The 18,044-nt window shown below is 71.9% G+C and carries 9 protein-coding genes and 1 tRNA gene; 7 read left to right on the top strand and 3 right to left on the bottom strand.

The genetic code is table 11. The features are described 5' to 3' along the window. The first annotated feature begins 173 nt into the window (after positions 1-173). Positions 174-2,006: an asparagine synthase (glutamine-hydrolyzing) gene (asnB, locus tag AB0367_RS05570; RefSeq protein WP_366224966.1), complete on the top strand. Its 1,833-nt coding sequence runs from the start codon at positions 174-176 to the stop codon at positions 2,004-2,006. Here asnB and def read toward each other — a convergent pair. Further along, positions 2,003-2,551, bottom strand: coding sequence for a peptide deformylase (gene def / locus AB0367_RS05565; RefSeq protein ID WP_366224965.1), 549 nt, complete (start codon positions 2,549-2,551; stop codon positions 2,003-2,005). The genes asnB and def overlap by 4 nt on opposite strands. A 51-nt stretch (positions 2,552-2,602) precedes the next feature. Between def and AB0367_RS05560 the strand changes: the two genes are divergently transcribed. The 4 genes from AB0367_RS05560 (at position 2,603) to AB0367_RS05545 (ending at position 9,566) form a co-directional block, all read left to right on the top strand. After that, positions 2,603-3,181 (top strand): winged helix-turn-helix domain-containing protein, encoded by a 579-nt coding sequence (locus AB0367_RS05560; RefSeq protein ID WP_366224964.1) that lies wholly within the window; start codon positions 2,603-2,605, stop codon positions 3,179-3,181. 381 nt (positions 3,182-3,562) lie between these two features. Further along, positions 3,563-3,808: a hypothetical protein gene (locus AB0367_RS05555; RefSeq protein WP_366224963.1), complete on the top strand. Its 246-nt coding sequence runs from the start codon at positions 3,563-3,565 to the stop codon at positions 3,806-3,808. Further along, the gene (locus tag AB0367_RS05550) at positions 3,805-4,587 is read left to right on the top strand and encodes a cobalt transporter (RefSeq protein WP_366224962.1); all 783 of its coding nucleotides are present in this window, start codon (positions 3,805-3,807) and stop codon (positions 4,585-4,587) included. The genes AB0367_RS05555 and AB0367_RS05550 overlap by 4 nt, the downstream gene beginning before the upstream one ends. Before the next feature lie 14 nt (positions 4,588-4,601). Next, positions 4,602-9,566, top strand: a complete 4,965-nt coding sequence (locus tag AB0367_RS05545) for a carbohydrate-binding protein (protein WP_366224961.1) — start codon at positions 4,602-4,604, stop codon at positions 9,564-9,566. Between the two features lie 70 nt (positions 9,567-9,636). On the opposite strand, the gene AB0367_RS05540 is transcribed toward AB0367_RS05545, so the two are convergent. Then, entirely contained in the window at positions 9,637-9,963 is a 327-nt protein-coding gene (locus AB0367_RS05540) for a putative quinol monooxygenase (RefSeq protein WP_366224960.1), read from the bottom strand. 109 nt (positions 9,964-10,072) lie between these two features. On the opposite strand from AB0367_RS05540, the gene AB0367_RS05535 reads away from it, so the two are divergent. Both AB0367_RS05535 and AB0367_RS05530 read left to right on the top strand, forming a co-directional pair. Continuing rightward, positions 10,073-12,310 carry an ATP-dependent RecD-like DNA helicase gene (locus tag AB0367_RS05535; RefSeq protein WP_366224959.1) on the top strand — a complete coding sequence of 746 codons (2,238 nt, stop codon included), beginning with the start codon at positions 10,073-10,075 and terminating at the stop codon, positions 12,308-12,310. A 29-nt stretch (positions 12,311-12,339) separates the two neighbouring features. Further along, positions 12,340-12,415: transfer RNA gene (locus tag AB0367_RS05530), tRNA-Leu, on the top strand. Between the two features lie 5 nt (positions 12,416-12,420). Here AB0367_RS05530 and AB0367_RS05525 read toward each other — a convergent pair. Next, on the bottom strand, positions 12,421-17,826 hold the full coding sequence (locus AB0367_RS05525) for an AAA family ATPase (protein ID WP_366224957.1): 5,406 nt from the start codon (positions 17,824-17,826) through the stop codon (positions 12,421-12,423). Positions 17,827-18,044: the final 218 nt, after the last annotated feature.

The following is an 18,044-nucleotide window of genomic DNA, read 5'->3' as shown; positions in this document are numbered from 1 at the left end:
CGGGAATCGCCCACCGGGCACCTGATGGGTCGTCGTCGCACCATCGAGGAGCGACTATGTCAAGTGCGAGAGTGGTCGTCCGGGAAAACGGGTCTGGTTACCCGCGGTCATCGGGGGAACGTGATCACTCCGGCCGTTTCGCGTTGGTTCGGGTCCCGAGGAGGTATGTGATCATGTGTGGCATCGTCGGCTGGGTCGACTTCGATCGCGACCTGCGTCTCGAGCGCGCCGCCGTGCGGGCGATGGCCGGCACGATGGCCCTGCGCGGGCCGGACGCCGAGGGTCTGTGGGCGCGCGAGCACGTCGCGTTCGGCCACCGCCGGCTGGCCGTCATCGACCTCGTCACCGGCGGGCAGCCGATGACCGTCGAGCACGACGGCGCGGAGCTTGCCGCCATCACCTACAGCGGCGAGCTGTACAACTACCGCGAGCTGCGCCAGGAGCTGCGCGCGCTCGGGCACCACTTCCGCACCGAGAGCGACACGGAGGTCGTCCTGCGGGCGTACGTCGAGTGGGGCGAGGACTTCGTGGACCGGCTCAACGGGATGTACGCCTTCGGCATCTGGGACGTGCGCCGGGACCGGCTGGTGCTGGTGCGCGACCGGATGGGGGTGAAGCCGCTGTACTACCACACCGGCGGCGGGCGGGTGCTGTTCGCCTCCGAGCCCAAGGCCATCTTCGCCCACCCGGGCGCGGAGGCGGTCCTCGACGCCGACGGGCTGCGGGAGCTGCTCGCCTTCGTCAAGACGCCCGGCCACGGCGTGTACCGCGACCTCTATGAGGTCGTGCCCGGCGAGCTCGTGCGCGTGGACCGCGACGGGGTGCACCGCCGGCTGTACTGGCGGCCCGGCTACGCCGAGCACCGCGACGACCTCGACACCACCGTGCGCACCGTGCGCGAGCTGCTCGACGACGTCGTGGCCCGGCAGACCGTCGCCGACGTACCGCTGTGCGCGCTGCTGTCCGGCGGCCTGGACTCCTCGACGGTCACCGCACTGGCCCACGCGGCGCTGACCGGGCGGGGCGAGGGGCCGCTGCGCTCGTTCGCCGTCGACTTCGCCGGGCAGACCGAGCACTTCCGCCCGGACGCGATGCGCGCCACCCCGGACACGCCGTACGTCCACGACGTGGTCAAACAGGTCTGCACCGACCACGAGGACATCGTGCTGGACGCGGCGACGCTGATGGACCCGCTCAGCCGCGCCGCCGTGGTCAGCGCCGCGGACCTGCCCACCGTGGGCGGCGACATCTACACGTCGCTGTACCTGCTCTTCCGGGCCGTGCGCGAGCACTCGACGGTGGCGTTGTCCGGCGAGGCGGCCGACGAGGTCTTCGGCGGCTACGCCTGGTTCCACCAGCCGGAGATCGTGCGGGCCGAGACCTTTCCCTGGCTGATGATCGGCGACCTCAAGGGCGGCGCGCTGAACAGGGACCTCGTGGCGTCGCTCGACGTGGAGGGCTACCGGGCCGGCGCCTACCGCGACGCGATCGCGGAGGTCGACCACGGCGAGGACACCGACCCGCACAACCGGCGCATGCGCGAGATCTCCTACCTGCACCTGACCCGCTTCGTGCGGATCCTGCTGGATCGCAAGGACCGGATGAGCATGGCGCACGGGCTCGAGGTGCGGGTGCCGTTCTGCGACCACCGGCTCGTCGAGTACGTCTACAACACCCCGTGGGCGATGAAGACGTTCGACGGGCGGGAGAAGAGCCTGCTGCGGGCGGCCGCCGCCGACGCCGTGCCGGCCTCGGTGGCCGGGCGCACCAAGAGCCCGTATCCGTCCACGCAGGACCCACGCTACGAGCGGGCCCTGCGCGAGGCCCTCGCGCGGGTGGTCGAGGACGATTCGCCAGTGGTGGCGCTGCTGGACCGGCAGCGGGTCGCCGAGCTGGCCGCCGCCCCGTACGAGTACGACGGCTTCGCCACCGACCGCCGCGCGATCGAGCACGCGCTGAGCCTCGACCTGTGGCTGCGCCGCAGCCCCGTCCGCCTGCTGCTTTAGCGGTTTCGGCCGAACAGCGGGTGCGGGCTCACCCGGACCCGCGGTGCGGGGCCGCCGAACCACGGCGCCTCCCGGACGGCGCGCATCGCGGCCCGGCGGCGCTGGGCGTCCATCCGGTCGATGAACAGCACGCCGTCGAGGTGGTCGGCCTCGTGCTGCAGGCACCGGGCCAGCTCACCCGTGCCGACCACCTGGACCGGGTCGCCGCGGTCGGTATACCCCTTCGCGACGACGTGCTGGCGGCGCTTGGTGTCGAAGTACAGCCCGGGCATCGACAGGCAGCCCTCGGGGCCGTCCTGCTCTCGCTCGTCGGGGAAGCTCAGCACCGGGTTGACCAGGTGGCCCGCGACGCCGCCGACGTGGAAGACGAAGGCCCGCAGGCTGATGCCCAGCTGCGGTGCCGCCAGGCCCGAGCCCTGCTCCGAGCGCAGCGTGTCGGTCAGGTCGCGGACCAGCCGGCGCAGCTGCGCGTCGAACGTCGTCACCTCCTCGGCGGGCGTCAGCAGCACCGGATCCCCGAACATCCGGACGGGCAGCACAGCCATGGCGTCCCCAACTCCTTGCGTCGGACTTTGCAAAGAACAATACTTTGCAAAGTGATCAACCAGAAGGCCACCGGTGCGGCGCTGGGCCACCCCGTCCGGGTCGCCCTCATGGAGCTGCTGCGCGATCGGGGCACCGTGACGTCGACGGAGGCCGCGCGCGAGCTCGGCGGCTCGTCCGGCCTGCACTCCTTCCACCTGCGGCAGCTGGCGCGCTACGGCCTCGTCGAGGAGGCCCCCGGCAGCGGCCGGTCGAAGCCGTGGCGGCTGGCGGGCGCGGCGGACCCGGCAAACCCGGCGGACCCGTCCGGCCCGGCGCTGGACACCGCCACGACCCCGGACCTCGCCACCCTGGCCCGGGGGCTGGAGGACGAGAGCTACCAGCGCTGGCTCGCGATGCGGGACGAGGCACCGGCGCGGTGGCGTCGCGACGACGCGTTCAGCCAGGTCGTGTACCTCACGCCGCGCGAGATGGCCGAGCTGGCCAACGCCGTGCGCGCGCTGATCGCCGGGTACCGCCACCGCGAGGAGCGGCGCGGTAGCAGCCCGGCCGGGGCCGGGCCGGTCGCGGTCGTCGCCCGGTTCTTCCCCCTGCTGGACCCGAACGCCGCCGCCGGCCCCGACCTCACGTAGGCGCTGCGCGTCGGGCACGGCTCGCCGCGCGCCGCCGGGAAGGCCGGCGGTGGGCTATGAGCGGCTCTCACTGACCGACGTAGGCGATCCCTCCACCTCGACCCGGATGTCGCCGCGCCCGGAGACGAGGAACACCCGCCGCGCTGCGTGGGCGGCCTTCGGCGCGCGTACCGCTCGCCCAACCGCAGATCGGGGCGACCTGGGCAAAACCGGGCAACCTGGCGGTCCGTCCGCGGGCGATCCCCCTGCGCCGATTGTCTTGATCATCTAAGTGTTCATATTCGCGACGCCTGCTGCTGACCGGGCGCCGCCTGTGCGTTTTCCGAACGCCCGGCAGACTTCCGCTCGCCCAACCGTTTCCGCACAACCGGAGTGTCGTCCTTGGCTCAGCACGGACGCCGGCGGCGGCGTCTTCCGGCGGCCGTCCTGGCCCTCCTGGCCAGCGTCGCGACCGTGTTCGCCGCGCCCGCCCCGGCCTACCCGTTCGGCGTCCCACAGACCGTGGTGATCGCGTCGGACCCGGGCCGGCCCGACATGGTGCCCGTCGCCGCGGTCACCGGCGCTGTGCTGCTGATCGCCGCCGGTGCGCTGGTGCTGTCGCGGCGGCTGCGGAGGGCTGGCGTATGACGGTCGCGGACCGCCTGCAGGAGCTCCTGCACTCGCCGGGCGTGCCGGCGCTGGCGTTCGGGCTGGCGTTCGTCGCCGGCGCGGGCCACGCGCTGGCGCCCGGGCACGGCAAGAGCCTCGCCGCGGCGTACCTCGTCGGCTCCCGCGGCCGGATCCGTGACGCCGCCTGGCTGGGCGGCTCGGTCGCGGTGATGCACACGCTGTCGGTCCTGGTGATCGGCGTGGCGTGGACGTTCCTGTCGCTGTCGGACATCGTACGGATGCAGCGCCTCACCACCTGGCTCCAGCTGGCGGCCGGGCTGCTCGTTCTGGGCACCGGCCTGTGGCTGATCCGCCGCCGCCGACACGGTCACGGACACGACCACCATCACGGTCATCACCACCATGGCCACGACCACAGCCACGATCACAGTCACGACCACAGCCACGGCCCGCACCAGAACGACGCCAAGCGCCCCGGGCTGCTGCTCCTGGGCATCTCCGGCGGGCTCACCCCGTCACCGGCGGCCTTCCTCGTGCTGGCGACCGGGCTGTTCATCGGTCGTGCCGGCTTCGCCCTGCTGCTCGTGCTGACGTTCGGTGCCGGCATGGCGGTCGTGCTCTTCGGCGTCGGCGTCCTCGCGGTCGCCGGCAGCTCGATCGTCGTGCGCGGCGCCCGCTCGCGTTCCGTCCTGCGCCTCGCCACCCGCGTCGCGCCACTGCTCGCCGCCGTCGGCATCACCCTGCTCGGCGCCGGCATCGTCGCGGTTTCCGCGATCCACCTCGTCACCGTCAGCTAAGGAGACACCGCATTATGAGGCACCGACTACGGCGTGCGCTCGCCTCCGCGCTCGCCGTCGCGCTGGTCGGCGGGACCAGCGCCGCGATGGGTCCGGGCGCGGCCGGCGCGCAGGACGCTCCGCCCGGGTCCACCGGCGCGCCCGTCATCAATCTCAGCGACGGCCAGACGCTGGAGGGCACGGTCCGGGTCGACGCCGAGGCGGCCGTCGAGAACGACTCGGTCGTCTCGCTCACCGTCGACGGCACCCCGCTGAACGCCAAGCCGACCGCGGGCACCGCGCGGTTCACCTTCGACATGGGCGGCAACGGTACCGAGGCCCGCTACCACAACTACATCACGGTCAACGACCACACGGCCGAGGCCGAGCGTGTCCCCTTCCCCGACATCCCCGGCGGCCGCGCCGCCTCGCTGGAACTGCCCGGCGAGTGGCTGCATCCCGGGGTCAACACGGTCACCGTGCGCGCCGGCTGGAACTGGGTCGACACCACCAACGCCGCCGCCGCCGGCGTGGAACAGCTGCCGTTCGGCGAGGGCCTGCGCTGCCCCAACTATGACGACTTCGCGCTCAGCAGCATCAGCCTGAGCCTGCTCGGCGTCGTCATCGACGGCGAGCAGAACAACTTCAGCTACACCTTCGGCGACGGCACCTGCGGCAGCTCGCCGCGCCTGCTGAAGCAGGACCTGACCTTCGTCGTCTCCGGCACGCCCGGCAGCACCGCCGGCCTCGGCACCGACCTGGACACCACGACGCTGGCCAACGGCACGCACACGGTCGCCGCGACCACGAAGTCGGGAGCCACGACCCGGGTCACCATCGGCGTCAACAACGCCCCCGCCGGCGCGCCGAAGATCACCCCGGCCGACGGCGCCCTGATCCGCGGCAGCCAGCCGGTCATCGCCGCCCTGCCGGTCGGCGGCGCCGGCACCGTCGAGTCCCTCGCGATCGACGACCGGCCGGCCGAGAACGCCGAGACGCTCGCCCCGGGCACCGCGACGCTGGGCCTCACGGTCGAGGCCGGCAACTCGGTCGAGGCGAAGTACCACAACTACCTGCTCGTCAACGGTAACCGCGTCGACCTCGGCGGCGACTACGGCGTCGCCGGTCAGGAGACCGTGGCGATCAAGTTCCCCAACCGGTTCCTGCGCCTCGGCGACAACGTCATCGAGGTCAAGACCGGTGACTACAACGGCACGCTCAACGGCGCGACCTGCGCGAACCATGACGACTTCCGGCTGACCCGTGACGCGACGCTGCTCGCGCTCGGCACGGCCGGCACGGTGACCGCGGGCACGACGTACATCGTCACCACCAACGGCACCACCGTGACCAAGGCGGCGACCACCGCCGCCTCTCTCGCCCTGGGCGACGGCACCTGCGGCGCCAACAAGGATGCCGAGTTCCACTTCGACATCGCCGGTGCGCCGACCACGCGGACGATCGAGACCCTCGGCGCCGCCGGCGACGCGCACCTGCGGGTGTTCGTCGGCGGCAACGGCTCCGACGCCGGCTTCGACAACAAGGTGCTGATCAACGGCATCCCGCTGGACCTCGGCATCTGGGAGAAGGAGGTCGCCGATCTCGCCTTCCCGAACGAGTGGCTCGTGCCGGGCGTCAACACCGTCGAATTCGTCGCCGGCAGCGACCACGGCAGCGCCAAGCCCGGCGGCTGCGACAACTACGACGACTTCACGCTGCGCGACTTCCAGCTCGCCCCGGTGGGCGGGAAGGCGACCCAGCTGACCAAGGCGATCGCCGGGACCACGGTGACGATCGGCTCGGCGAGCTACCCCGCCGGCCAGCCGGTGACCGTCTACATCGGCGACGGCACGTGCGGCAGCAGCTTCAACGCCACGCTGGACAAGACGATCCTGTTCGACGTCACCACCGAGGGCGGCGCCCCGGCGGCGGCGCTCGGCCGCCGGGCCGACGTCGACACCAACACGCTCGGCGACGGGGCGCACACCATCAAGGCCGTCGTGGGCGACAAGGCCTCGACCCGCCGGTTCACCGTCGACAACACCGCGCCCGAGATCGCCAGCAGCGTCCCGGCGGAGGGGCAGAACCTGACCTCCACGGTCGCGCTCGTCGTCAAGATCAAGGACGCGTCGGGCGTGGCGGGCACGCCGGTGATCACCCTTGACGGCAAGGCCGTCGCCCAGGGCGACCCGATCGGCCGTGGCCTGCCGGCCGGCACGCACACCATCGCCGTGACCGCGACCGACACGCTCGGCAACACGGCCACCCGGCAGGTCCGCTTCACCAGCGCCAACATTCCGGACGTGCCGACCGACCTCGCCGCGGCCGTCACCGGCACCAACCTGCCGTCGGCCAACCTGTCGGCGAAGGTGCCCGGCGCCGCCGGGGTGCCGCTCACGGCCACGTTCACCAAGGCCGACGTCGTGCTGCCCGCCGGCGGGTACCAGGGCACGGCGAGCGCGGTGCCGACCACGCTCGACGTCGCGCACGACGGCAGCGTCGACCTCGGGTCACTGCGGCCGCTGGACGGGCGCAGCGTGGACACGCCGTCCGGGCGCGACGTGGTGTTCCAGCGCTACGACGTGAACGTGGGCACCGCCGCGTCGCCGACCCTGCGCTGGGAGGGCACCATCGACCCCGAGCGGGTCGTGGCGCTGCGCGTGTGGGACCCGGCCGCGAAGAAGTGGGTCGTGCTGACCAGCTCCCGCGGCCAGGCCGAGCACAGCACCGTGCTGGCCGCGCAGGTCGGCGACGGCTACCGCGACGGCGGCACCGTGCACGTGCTGGTCACCGGCGAGGACCCGTTCGCCGACGACCTGTCACCGCGCGACGCCACGGCGCAGCGGGACAAGGACCGCTTCGAGGACCCGAGCACGTACGACTTCGCGTTCGCGCACTTCACCGACACGCAGTACCTCACCGAGGGCGCGGCCGGCGGCACGTACGACAACTGGAACGGCAAGCAGGAGCCCTCCGACGTCGAGACCATCGAGGAGCAGGCGATCTGGGCGGCGGCCTACAAGGACACCACCCAGTGGATCGCCGACAACGCGGCGGGCCGCAAGATCGCCTACACGGCGCACACCGGCGACATCATCGAGAACGACTACTACGACCCGCTGGCGAAGAAGCCGGACGGCTCGCTGCAGCGGCCGGGCCTCAACGAGCAGGTCGACAAGGAGCTCGCGCTCGCCTCGGACTACCAGAAGATCCTCGACGACGGCGGCGTGGTCAACCAGGTCATCGCGGGCAACCACGACAACCAGCTGGGCGCCGAGACCGGGCCGAACTCCCGCTTCGCCCGGACCTTCAGCGCCGACCGGTACTACCGGGTAGCGAAGGGGTGGCCGGTCGGCACCGAGTACCACGCCTGGGACGAGCAGGTCAACGCCGACGGCACGGTGAAGCCCGGCAAGGACAACCAGAACAACTACGTGCTGTTCTCCGCCGGCGGCCTGGACTTCGTCGCGGTCGGCCTGTCCTACGGCGTCACGCCGCAGGAGGCCAAGTGGGCCGACTCGGTCTTCAAGCGGTACAAGGACCGCAACGGCATCCTGCTCTCGCACGACTACCTCAAGCCGTCGACGAACCCCGACGGCCGCGGGGCGGACTTCTCCGCGCCGGACGGCTCGCCGCTGTACAAGCAGGTCGTCGAGACCAACCCGAACGTCTTCCTGGTCCTCGCCGGCCACGAGCACGGCGTCGGCACCAACGTGAAGTCGAAGGTCGGCGTGACCGTGACCCACGACGTCGTCGAGCTGCTGGCGGACTACCAGTTCTACACGGTGTCGGCCGGTGAGCTCTGGCCCAAGCTGGTCGACGCCAGCGGCAACATCGACCTCAACGGCGACGGTACGCCCGACCACAAGGCGAGCGACCGGCTCCAGTTCGGCGCGAGCTTCCTGCGCCTGATGCAGTTCGACGTCAAGCGCGCCGTGATGCACATCGACACGTACTCGCCGTTCCTGAACAACTTCGGGGCGACCGAGTACGACATCCGCCAGGACGGCAGCCAGACCAAGCCGCGGTACAACGGCGCCGAGGACAACCTGACGCTGCCGGTCGATCTGACCAGCCGCAAGACGTCCTTCGCCACCGACTCGCTGGCCGTCTACGTGCCGTCGGGCACCATCGGTACCGACCAGGTGCAGGCGAACGGCACGGCCAAGGTGACCTGGAACGGGCTCGCCCCCGCCACGTCGTACGCCTGGATCGTCACGGCGAAGAGCGCCGACGGTGGCGTGGCGGTGGCCCAGCCGGCCGTGTTCCGCACCGCCAAGGGCGCCCCGGCGCTCACGGCGAGCGCCGAGCCCGTCGACTGGGGCACGGCGGCGACCGTCACGGTCAAGGCGAACGCGGACGGCGCGCCCGTCACCGGCACCGTGGAGCTGCGCGAGGGGGACAGGATGCGCGGCTCGGTCGCCCTGGAGGGCAACACGGCCACCTTCAAGCTGCCGCCGGGCCTGGCGGGCGGCAGCCACACGCTGACCGCCTCGTACACCGGCAGCGACACCTTCGGCCCGGCCCAGGCCACCGTCATCGTGACGGTGAACCTGCCGCCGGCGTGGAGCCCGTCGAAGCAGTACAAGGCCAACGAGAAGGTCAGCTACGACGGCCGGTCCTACGTCGCGACGTGGACGACCCAGAACCAGAAGCCCGGCGACCCGAACGGTTCGTGGCAGGAACTCGCCATGACCGAGGAGGGCGTCGCGCTGTGGACGGCGTCGCGGATCTTCAACAGCGGCGACGTCGCGGTATACAAGGACAAGAGGTTCAAGGCCCGCTGGTATACCCGCAACCAGGCTCCGGGCGACCCGAACGGACCGTGGGAGGAGATCGCGCCGCCGTCACCCGGCGGTGGCCCGGCGGCCTGGACGCCCACGACGGTGTACAACGCCGGCGACCGGGTGACGTACCAGAACCACGTGTACGAGGCCAAGTGGTATAGCCGCAACCAGGTGCCCGGTAACGCCGGTGGCCCCTGGAAGCTGATCAGCTGACGACACGCCGGGAGCCGGCTGGGACCCGTTCGGGTTCCGGCCGGCTTCCGCGTTGTCGCGGGCTGTGCGTTCAGCGCCGCACGGCCAGCTCGCCGAGCTCGGACCAGTCGTCCTGGGGGACGGTGGCGTTGATAATGCGCGGGGTCTCGGCGAGGTACTGCGGCAGCGTCCGCTGCGCCTCCTTGAAGTGCTCGGAGCCGACGTGGGCGGCACCGGCGTCGCCGTCGCGGAACGCCTCGATCAGGACATACTCGTTGGGGTCGGCGAGGCTGCGGGACCAGTCGAACCACAGGCAGCCAGGCTCCGCGCGGGTGGCGGAGGTGAACCCGGCCGCGATCGACGGCCAGGCGTCGGCGTGCTCGGGCAGGACGCGAAACTTGGCGGTGATGAAGATCATTTCGGTGCTCCTTCTGCGCGGACGGGTCTCGGTCGACCCTCTCACGCTCGCCCGGTTGCCGGAGTGCGGCTGACCGACGCCGGCCTGCGACGTATGTACGATGTCGGGCGTGTCCACGTCGCCGCCGGTCGCCGACGCCGGTCGGTCCGCCGGGGTCGTGCTGGACGCGGTGCTGGAGCGCATCACCTATGTCAGCGAGGACACCGGCTACACGATCGCCCGGGTGGCGGCCGAACGCTCCGGCCAGGACCTGCTCACCGTGGTCGGGGCGCTGCTCGGGGTGCAGCCGGGGGAGAGCCTGCGGCTGGTCGGGCGGTGGGGGTCACACCCGAAATACGGCCGGCAGTTCGAGGTGCACTCGTTCACGACGGTCCTGCCCGCCACGGTGCAGGGCATCGAACGATACCTCGGCTCCGGCCTGATCAAGGGCATCGGCCCGCGGATGGCGGCCCGCATCGTCGGGCACTTCGGCGCCGAGACGCTGCGCGTCATCGAGGAGGAGCCCGCCCGGCTGGTCGAGGTGCCCGGGCTCGGCCCGAAACGCACCGGCATGATCGGCGCGGCGTGGGAGGAGCAGAAGGCCATCAAGGAGGTGATGGTCTTCCTGCAGGGCGTGGGCGTGTCCACGTCGCTGGCCGTGCGCATCTACAAGCAGTACGGCGACTCGTCGATCTCGGTGGTGCGCAACGAGCCCTATCGGCTGGCCTCCGACGTGTGGGGCATCGGGTTCCGTACCGCCGACACGATCGCCCAGGCCGTGGGCATCCCGAGCGACAGCCCGCAGCGGGTGCGGGCCGGGATCCAGTACACGCTGTCGGAGGCCGCCGACAACGGCCACTGCTACCTGCCCGAGCCGAACCTCATCGCCGACGCCGCGCAGATCCTCGACGTCCCACCTGAGCTGGTGCGCACCTGCCTGGCCGACCTCGCCGCCGCCGAGGGCGTGGTCCGCGAGGCGGTGCCGAACCCGAGCAACGACGGCGGCACCATCCCGGCGGTCTACCTGGTGCCGTTCCACCGTGCCGAGTCCTCCCTCGCCACGAGCCTGCTGCGGCTGCTGTCCACGCGCGCCGACCGGATGCCCGCCTTCGCCACCGTCGACTGGGACAAGGCCCTCGCCTGGCTGCGCGCCCGCACCGACACCGACCTCGCCGAGGAGCAGGAGCAGGCGGTGCGCCTGGCGCTGACCGCGAAGGTGGCGGTGCTGACCGGCGGCCCCGGTTGCGGCAAGTCGTTCACCGTCAAGTCCGTCATCACCCTCGCCGCGGCCAAGCAGGCGAAGATCGTGCTGGCGGCCCCGACCGGGCGCGCCGCCAAGCGGCTCACCGAACTGTCCGGCCATCCGGCCACGACCGTGCACCGGCTGCTGCAACTGCGCCCCGGCGGCGACCCCTCCTACGACCGCGACAACCCGCTCGACGCCGATCTCGTGGTGGTCGACGAGTCGAGCATGCTCGACCTGATCCTGGCCAACAAGCTCGTCAAGGCGATCCCGGACGGCGCGCACCTGCTGCTCGTCGGCGACGTCGACCAGCTGCCGTCGGTGGGCGCCGGCGAGGTGCTGCGCGACATCCTCGGCGCCGGCAGCGTGCCCCGGGTACGGCTGACGAAGGTCTTCCGGCAGGCCGCCAAGTCCGGCGTCGTCGTCAACGCCCACCGCATCAACGACGGGCAGGCGCCCGTGTTCGGCGAGCACCCCGACTTCTTCCTGTTCCCCGTCGAGGAGGCCGAGGCCACCGCGGGGACGGTGGTCGACATCGTGGCCCGGCGGGTGCCGCGGCGCTTCGGCATCCAGCCCCGCGACATCCAGGTGCTCACGCCGATGCACCGCGGGCCGGTCGGCGCCGGCAACCTCAACACGCTGCTGCAACAGGCCCTCGCGCCGCACCGGGAGGGCGCGCCGGAGCGCCGCCAGGGCGCCCGGGTGTTCCGCCCCGGCGACAAGGTCATCCAGATCCGCAACAACTACGAGAAGGGCGCCGCCGGCGTGTTCAACGGCACCGTCGGCGTCGTCACCGCGCTGTCCCCGGCCGACCGGCAGCTGACCGTGCGCACCGACGAGGACGAGGACATCGACTACGACTTCGACGAGCTCGACGAGCTGCAGCACGCCTACGCCATCACCGTGCACCGCTCGCAGGGCAGCGAGTACCCAGCCGTCGTGATCCCGCTGGCGATGAGCGCGTACACGCTGCTGCAGCGCAACCTGCTGTACACCGCGGTCACCCGCGCCAAGCGGCTCGTCGTGCTGGCCGGCAGCCGCAAGGCCCTGGCCATCGCCGTGCGCACCGCCGGCACCGGCCGACGCCACACCGCGCTGACCCACCGCCTCAGCCGGCCGACGTGATGTGTTTATATCGTGGGTGTCACTGCCGCGTCCCCGTATCCCAACGGCAGAGGAACGGAGCTCAAACCTCCGACAGTGTGGGTTCGAATCCCACCGGGGGCACCACCGGCTTACGCGTGCAGCGACCTGGGAGAACGTGTCCGAGCGCTGGGAGATGGGTCGTCGCCGTCCGCGGCGGTGAGCGGAAGCTCGACGCGAAGGCAGGTCCCGCCCCCGTGGGGGCTGTGCAGAACGATTCGGCCGCCGAGGGCCTCGGCCCGGTCCTTGAGGCCGACCAGGCCGGTGCCGCGGGTGAAGTCGGCGCCGCCGATGCCGTCGTCGCGGACGGCGACGCGCAGGACGGCGGCGGTGGTGTCGGTTTCGACGGTGACCGTGGCGGCGGACGCGTGGGCGTGCTTGGCCGCGTTCGTCAGCGCCTCGGCGACGATGTAGTACGTACTGGTCTCGATGTGTTCGGGCTGCCCGGCGTCCGCGCGGATGTCGAGGTGGACCGGGATCGGCGCGCGGCGGGCGAGCGCGCGCAGCGCCGGGCCGAGGCCGCCGTCGGTCAGGATCGCCGGGTGGATGCCGCGGGAGATCTCGCGGAGCTCCTGCAGGGCGCCGGTGGCCGCGGCGACGGCGTGGTCGAGCTCTGCGGTGAGCGCGTCGAGCTCGGGTGGCAGTGCCGCTTGCACCGTGCGTAGCTGCAGGCCCAGGGAGATCAGTCGCTGCTGGGCGCCGTCGTGCAGGTCCCGTTCGATGCGCCGGCGGGTCTGGTCGGCGGTGGCGACGATCCTCGCGCGCGAGGCGGCGAGCTCCGTTCGGCCTTCGGCGTTGGCGATGGCGGTGGCGACGAGCTCGGTGAAGTCGGCGAGGCGTTGTTCGGTGTCCTGGGGCAGCCGTTGGCGTCGCGAGGTGACGGTCATGGAGCCCCAGACCCGGCCCTCGACCAGGATCGGGCTGGCGACCGCGGAGCAGGCCGTCTCGGGCCGGCCGGCCTGATCCGGGTCGTCCACGTCGCGGCGAGCCGACCGGCCCGTGTCCCGGACCGACGCCATGGCGGCATCGAAGTCGGTCCCGCCCCGCGAACCGGGCTGCGCTTGCCCGGACCCGTAGCGTCCCATCGTCGTGGCTTCACCGTCCGGCTCGAACCGGATGATCGCCGTGCCGTCGGCGCCGACGAGCGTGCCGACCTCGTCGGCCACGGTGGCGAACACGAGATCTGGGCCGGCGCCGCGGGCGACCAGCGTGGCCACTCGCCGCAAGGCCGCTTGCTCATCGGCCATGCGGCGGAACTCGACGTACAGCTGGGCGTTGTCCAAAGAGACGGCGAGCTGGCCGGCGATGAGCTTGACGGCGTCGAGCCGTTCGGCGGTGAACGCGCCGCGGATGAGGCGGTTCTCCAGCAGCAGCACCGCCTGCAGAGCGCCGCGGCTCAGGACCGGCACGGCCAGCAGCGAGCAGCAGGCGATGTCGGTGAAGCATGGGTCGCGGGCGAAGCGGTCGTCGCGGGTGGAGTCCGCCACGACGAGCGGTTCACCTGTCCGCTGGACGTATCGCAGCACGGACAGCGGCACCGCGTGTTCGTGGCCGCTGTCGCTGAGCGGGATGGCGCCGCCGGTGCTGGCGGGCGCGAGCAGCAGCCAGGCCTGCCGGTCGTCGCTCCACAGCAGCAGGTGTACGGCAGTGGCGCCGGTCATGGCGCTGAGCACCTGGACCAGTCGGGAGTGCAGCCCTTCAACGTTGGTCTCGGAGCTCAACGCCTGCGACGCGGACAGGATGCCGAGCAGGTCGAGCGTCCCGGTTGTGACGGCGGAGCGACGATGCGGACGATCACCGAGGCGGTGGGCGTCGGGCCCGGCGGTCGCACCGGCCTGTGGTCGCAGGGTCGGGTACGCCCAGTCGAGTTGGTCGGCTTTCGCCGTCGCGCCCCAGGCGAGGTACTCCTGGCGGGCCTCGGCGAGCAGGTTGTAGCCGGCGTGCTCGACACCGTGGGCGAGCAGGAAGCCAGCCGCGTGTTCGGCGATCAGGGCCCGATGCCACGGCCGCGGACGCTGGGCGGCCTCGCGCCGCGCGGCGTCGAAGCCGAGGACGGCGGCGCGGAAGTCCCCGGCCGCCCACGCCCGCTCCGCCTCGACCAGTCGCAGCAGGTGCAGGAAGTTCGCCGGCGCGTCCGCGGCGCGGGCGGCCAGCCACTGCGTCACCTCGTCAAGCTCGCCCAGCAGACGGTCGCGTTCGCCGCCGTGGCTGTTGCGGGCCTGCCCGGCGAGGGCCAGCCCACGCAGCGGGTAGACCACCGCGACCGGGTAGGCGCAGTTGGCAGTCGGTAGCCGCGGCATCGCCGCCGCCGTGTGTTTTGCCAGGCCGGGCAGGTCACCGAAGATGGCGGCGGCGATCGCGCGGGTGCAATGCGCGTAGAACAGCGCCACGGGGCTGGCGGCGTCGGGGACCGCCTCACCGGCTGCGGCGGAGCGTTCGCCGCGCAACAGTCCAGCCAGCCATCGGTAGCTTTCCAGCGGTTCGCCGGTCTGCTGGCCGCCGGTGCGCCCTACGAAGGCGACGCCCGGTTCCGTCTCGGCCATGTAGGCGTCCAGCGATGCGGCGCAGTCCAGCAGGCCGGTCACGGTGGCGAAGTAGGTGTATCCGGCGTTGGCCAGGTCGCCGCCCGCGAGCAGCCCCTCGCGGGCCCGCTGACCGGCTTGGACACAGTTTTCGATCGGCTCGAACCAGAAGGACCACAGGGCGAACAGGAAGCGGGCCTGCGAGGTGTCGGGCTCGTAGCCGCGGGTTTCGCCCATCGCCAGGACGCGCCGCAACGTCTGGTACCCGGCGGCGTAATCGTCGTGCACCACCATGGCGCAGCAAGCGGCGTAGCTCGCCGGGCCGAGCAGGGTGCGGGCGGGACCGTGCTCGATCCAGATCCGCAGCGCCTCCAGGCTCAACCAGGCGGCCGTAGCGTGGTCCGGAACGAACAAGAGCGCCGGCAGGATGGCGTTGATCAGGCGGGTCGCGGCGAGCAGCCTCGGGTCGGTGATCTCCGGCCGGGTCAGCTCGTCGACGGTGGTGTGGTCCAGCCACCGGTACAGATAGGTGAACTGGTGCTCGAGCCGCGCCGGCAGCCGGTCCGCATCCGGTACGGCGACGCCGAGCTCACGCAGCGACCCCAGGCAGAGCCCGATCGTCTCCGCGAAGCGCTTGCGGTGGGTCAGGCTGCGCGCCTGCACCACCGTCGCGTCCGCACGGCCCAAGGCGTCGGCGCACAGCCCTTCGATCGTGCGGTACTCATCGTCCGCCTCGTCCAGCCGGCCCATGCTGTACAGCGCGCTGTGGCGGCCGGTGTGTATCTCGACGAGCGTGGCGGTCTCACCCGGGTCGATCAGCCGCAGCGCGGCCCCCAGCAGCGCGCTCACCAGCGCGTAGTCCCCGATCAACGCGGCCCGGCCAGCGGCGCACCGCAGCAGCCCCGCCACCCGGCGCCGTTCTGCGGGGTCGTCGAGCGCGTCGACCACCGGCAGGTACTGCTCCGCCGCGACCGCGAACAACTCGGGCACGGCCGCCAGCCGCCGCGCCAGCGCCAGCCGCAGGGTGCGCAGCCGCCCCGGATCCAGCCGGCGCAGGACACCTTCGCGGCTCCGGTCGTGGCGAAACCGGACCGCCTCCCGCACCCCGGGCTCCACCACCAGAAGCCCCTCATCGAGGGCGGGCGCCAGCCGCTGTTCCAGCACGCCCGGCCGCGCGGCGATGGCGCTGCGCAGCACGCGCAGCTCCGTCCGCCCGCCGAGACACGCCATCGCCTCCACCATCTGCCGGGACGTCGCCGGCAGGGCGTCAACCCGTGCCGCCAGCAACCCGGCCAGCTCCGACCGGCCCAGGCGAGCACGCACCGCCGCCTCGTTCCATCGCCACCCGTCGGCCGTCGCGGTCAGCACGTCGTCGCGGCGCAGACCATTGAGCACTTCCAGGGTCTCGTACGGGTTGCCCGACGTATACGGGTTGATCAACTCGACCAGGCCGGCGGACTCGGCCGAATCCACGTGGAGCACCTCGGCGACCATGGCGACAGAGTCGGACACCGGCAGGTTGGCCAGCCGCAGGTGCCGCACCCCTGGCTGTTCACGCCACCGGGACAGCGGCGCCGCCAGCGGATGGGCCGCCTCGACGTCGTCCTCGCGGTAGGCGCCCACCAGCAACAGCCCGTCGATCCGCTCCTCGCCGCTGAGCACGAGGTCAACGAACCCCAGTGGTGTGCGCCCCGCCCACTGCAGATCATCGACGAACACCACCACCGGCCGCTTCGGCGAAGCGGCCGCGCGGAGCACCTCCACCGTCGTGCGCTGCGCCCGCGCCTGCGCGGTGAGCGGGTCTCCCGGATCGGGCGGCACGCCCAGCAGCGCCGCGAACTCCGGCTGTAGCGTGGTCAGCAGGCCAGCGTTCGGGCCGATCGCCTCCAGGATGCGTTCGCGAACCTTGACCAGCTCGTCGTCCGGCTCGGCCAGCAACAACCGGCCCAACCCGCGAATCGCCTGCTGCACCGCGTCGAACTCCAGGTCCCGCCGGTACTGGTCGAACTTGCCCGCCACGAACCAGCCGTCCCGGCCCGTCACCACCGTCCGCAGCTCGTCGACCAGCACCGTCTTGCCCACGCCGGCCGCCCCGCCGACCAGCACCCCGGGGCATCGACCGGCCAGCGCCTCCTCGAACGACGCCTCCAGCGCCGCCACTTGCGCGTCGCGGCCGACCAGCGACGGGGGCACCAGCCGCAGCGGAACATCCCGCGCGCCGGGCCGCAGTCCAGCCGCCGCGGCCGGGCCGGCGTCGCGCAACCGCTCCAGGTCGTGGGCCACACCGTCGGCGGTCTGATACCGGTGGTCCGGCTCCTTTTCCAGCAGATGCATGATGATCTCGGACAGCGGCGCCGGGACGGCCGGGTTGACCTGCGCCGGGGGCACCGGCACCCGGGCCAGATGATCATGCGTTAGCCGCAGCGGATCCCCGGAACCGAACGGCGGCGCACCCGTCGCCAACTCGTACAACGTCGCACCCAGCGCATACAGATCAGCTCGCTGATCCACCGACCGGCCGGTCCGCCCCGTCTGCTCCGGCGCCAGATAGGCGAGGGTCCCCACGATCTCGGTGTGGTGCGTGAACTCGGGACGGATCTCGGCCAACGACGACGCCAACGCGAAATCGACCAGGCAGGGGGCGCCGTCGTGGGAGATCAGGATGTTCGCTGGCGTGATGTCGCGGTGCATCACACCCCGCCTGTGCATCCCCGCCACCGCCCGGGCCAGCCCCACCCCGAGCTCGATGAGATCCCCGACGACCAGGGGCTTCGTAAGTCCGGCCAGGCTCGTTCCACCAACGTCCGCCACCGCGATCGACCCCGGGGACCGCGGCACCTCCACCAGTTGCGCGACCCCCTCGACACCGCGCAGCCGCCCCAGGATCCCCATTTCGTGCTGTACTTGCCGCTGCGCGTCCGGCCCCAGCGGCTCCTTGCGGATGATCGTGTGCCCGGCGAAGGGCAGCCGAGTCACGCGCGTGCGTTCGCTCTCGTGCAGAATTTCGCGCCGAACGGGTGGATCTCGGCCTGGCAGGACTGCGCCGTTTCCCATCCGACACCTCCACGTACGGTTCGGACCCATCTCATACCGTAACGTAGAGCGACCGCCAATTACGCCGACCGGCGCCCGTTATGTCATCGAACGCCCCACAGCTTCAGGTATCCGTCCACATAGCTGGTTTCGGGCGTTCC

The sequence above is a fragment of the Dactylosporangium sp. NPDC051484 genome, from assembly GCF_040689395.1.
GTDB lineage: Bacteria > Actinomycetota > Actinomycetes > Mycobacteriales > Micromonosporaceae > Dactylosporangium.
Note: the sequence above shows the minus strand (reverse complement) of the source record. Positions and strands in the feature narration are given on the sequence as shown.

Coding starts and splice junctions, on each gene's coding strand:
- asnB (WP_366224966.1), top strand. CDS start 174: ATGTGTGGCATCGTCGGCTGGGTCGACTTCGATCGCGACCTGCGTCTC.
- def (WP_366224965.1), bottom strand. CDS start 2,551: ATGGCTGTGCTGCCCGTCCGGATGTTCGGGGATCCGGTGCTGCTGACG.
- AB0367_RS05550 (WP_366224962.1), top strand. CDS start 3,805: ATGACGGTCGCGGACCGCCTGCAGGAGCTCCTGCACTCGCCGGGCGTG.
- AB0367_RS05545 (WP_366224961.1), top strand. CDS start 4,602: ATGAGGCACCGACTACGGCGTGCGCTCGCCTCCGCGCTCGCCGTCGCG.
- AB0367_RS05540 (WP_366224960.1), bottom strand. CDS start 9,963: ATGATCTTCATCACCGCCAAGTTTCGCGTCCTGCCCGAGCACGCCGAC.